The sequence below is a fragment of the Pelistega indica genome, from assembly GCF_000506865.1.
In the GTDB taxonomy this organism is placed as follows: Bacteria; Pseudomonadota; Gammaproteobacteria; order Burkholderiales; family Burkholderiaceae_B; genus Taylorella; species Taylorella indica.
The window spans coordinates 1-1,897 of sequence record NZ_AYSV01000053.1; the positions used below are offsets into that span (position 1 = coordinate 1).

Below are 1,897 nucleotides of genomic sequence, written 5' to 3' on the forward strand. Positions count from 1 at the left end.
TGACTAGATTAGATAGTTTGCAAAAGAACCTAGACGAATGGCTTAGATTTCTATAATAATGAACKMASTCATCAAGGAAAGATGTGCTGTGGGCGAACACCCATAGAAACATTGATTGATGGTAAACAGATTTGGAACAGCAAAAAGCATGAGCTAAATCTAATCTGACAGACACCGCTTGTCAAACGGGGAACTGTCAGATGAAGTCTGAACTTCTACAAATAATATATAACCTTAGATTGTTCGATTATTTTAATTGAACTATACACATCAGTTGTACATCAACAATAGGGTTATTTCCAATTGTGGCACTATGGATCATTAGTGTTGTGATTTGATTTTATTCAAATTGTTATAGTATGGTTGATATTAAAATGGGGATGTGTGTTGCTATTAAAATGAATGGCTTAGCCATCCTCTATCCTCTATAAAAAACAATAAATTTGAATGTATAGGATTAATTTTCTAATACGATAGTGCCACTCGTCTGACAGTGCTTAAGAGTAGTTGCAAGGGTGAGTTAAGCGACCAATACGCCCCGAACCCGGTGGAGTGGGTGGATCCGTGGGGGTGGAGTGGATGGCGGTTACGTAAAGCAATGGAAGCAGTTGATATATTTAGACCGCTAGGGACTTGGCGCAATGTTTGGCAAACACATCATTTAATACCTCAGCAAGTATGGAAGAAACATCGAAAATTTTTTAATGAAATAGGTATGAAAGGTAGAGAGTTTGGAAAAGATGGGTGGAGGAATGGTTTGTATATGCCCTCAAGTCAACAGGATGCTATAAAGAGTCAGAGAGCACTTTTTCATAGGGGTTCTCATAACAAATACAATGCGAGAGTTGATAGAAGAGTAGAACAAATTAAAAATGATTATGAAAGAAATTTACAAGGAGGTATGTGTGAGGATAAGGCAAAAGGTTTAGCTAGGGATGCAATTCAAAACTTGCAGGATGAGCTAAGAGATAGGCTTTCAAGCTCACATAAAGGCGTCGGATCGCCAGTTAGATTGTCATAGAGGGTAAGTAGTATGTCAAAAGAATTGTTTATATGGGGCATCCCACTTGAAAAGGTAGATGAGGCGAAAGACTTAAATATCCCCTTGAGCTCTTCGGGGGATATCGGTATTTCTGAGGTCTTCAATTCTAAAAACACCCATCCTGACTTTGTTTTTCCATGGGTTGGAGGTACACCTATCAAGACCGTGGCATCAATGCCTAAAGAACTGGTGATTTGTTTAAAGCGGGTCAAGAGTATTTCATTTGATTTACTGAGTTACAGTAATTTCTTAATTGTCTCCAAAGCGCTTTATGACTATATGACTGCCCATGGTTTTGACTATGATGAAGATAAAAGTTGCGCACGATTAGTTAATCCTAAAGGTGATGCGCTAACAGATGAAACTTTTTATTTACTCCGTTGCTATTGGTGGAACATTAAACATAATGAAGTACAGTTAATTCGTGATGAAAAAAATAACGATGTGATTGCTGCTAGTACAGATTCCACTAAGGATTTTTTGATGACTGATCATAGAGAGTATTGCTATGAGTTATTTGTTAATGCCGACCTAAAACAAGAAATTACAACGTTATTCAGAAACCCGATGTTATTTAGCTTGAAGGAATGGAACGAGCTAAATAGCGATGATTGGGGGTTTTGATAACTTTAAAGACTTCCCTGACGCCATCAAGAGCGTCTACTGATAGTAAGATCTAGTTGTGCATTATGCACATGCTATGCAATTCGTTACGTTGCGTGACTGCCGAGCTATTACGGTAGAATTAAAGCCAATTTACTAAGCGGTTACTGAAGATTTAGCTATTTAAGTACTCGAAGAGTTTAAAGCAAGTGCTTAATTATGTCCAAAGCGGACAAGAAAAGGAAGAGAATT

The 1,897-nt window shown here is 37.7% G+C and carries 2 protein-coding genes and 1 pseudogene; all 3 read left to right on the top strand.

Translation table 11 applies throughout. The features are described 5' to 3' along the window. Positions 1-168, top strand: a pseudogene (locus tag V757_RS28365) (IS481 family transposase); the annotation flags it as partial. Positions 169-598: 430 nt separating this feature from the next. Beyond that, on the top strand, positions 599-1,021 hold the full coding sequence (locus tag V757_RS18370; protein WP_147628841.1) for an AHH domain-containing protein: 423 nt from the start codon (positions 599-601) through the stop codon (positions 1,019-1,021). Between the two features lie 12 nt (positions 1,022-1,033). Beyond that, positions 1,034-1,666, top strand: a complete 633-nt coding sequence (locus V757_RS18375) for an Imm43 family immunity protein (protein WP_023949933.1) — start codon at positions 1,034-1,036, stop codon at positions 1,664-1,666. Positions 1,667-1,897 lie beyond the last annotated feature (231 nt).

Excerpts from the sequence above, each read along its gene's own strand:
- V757_RS18375 (WP_023949933.1), top strand. The coding sequence starts at position 1,034 with ATGTCAAAAGAATTGTTTATATGGGGCATCCCACTTGAAAAGGTAGAT.
- V757_RS18370 (WP_147628841.1), top strand. The coding sequence starts at position 599 with ATGGAAGCAGTTGATATATTTAGACCGCTAGGGACTTGGCGCAATGTT.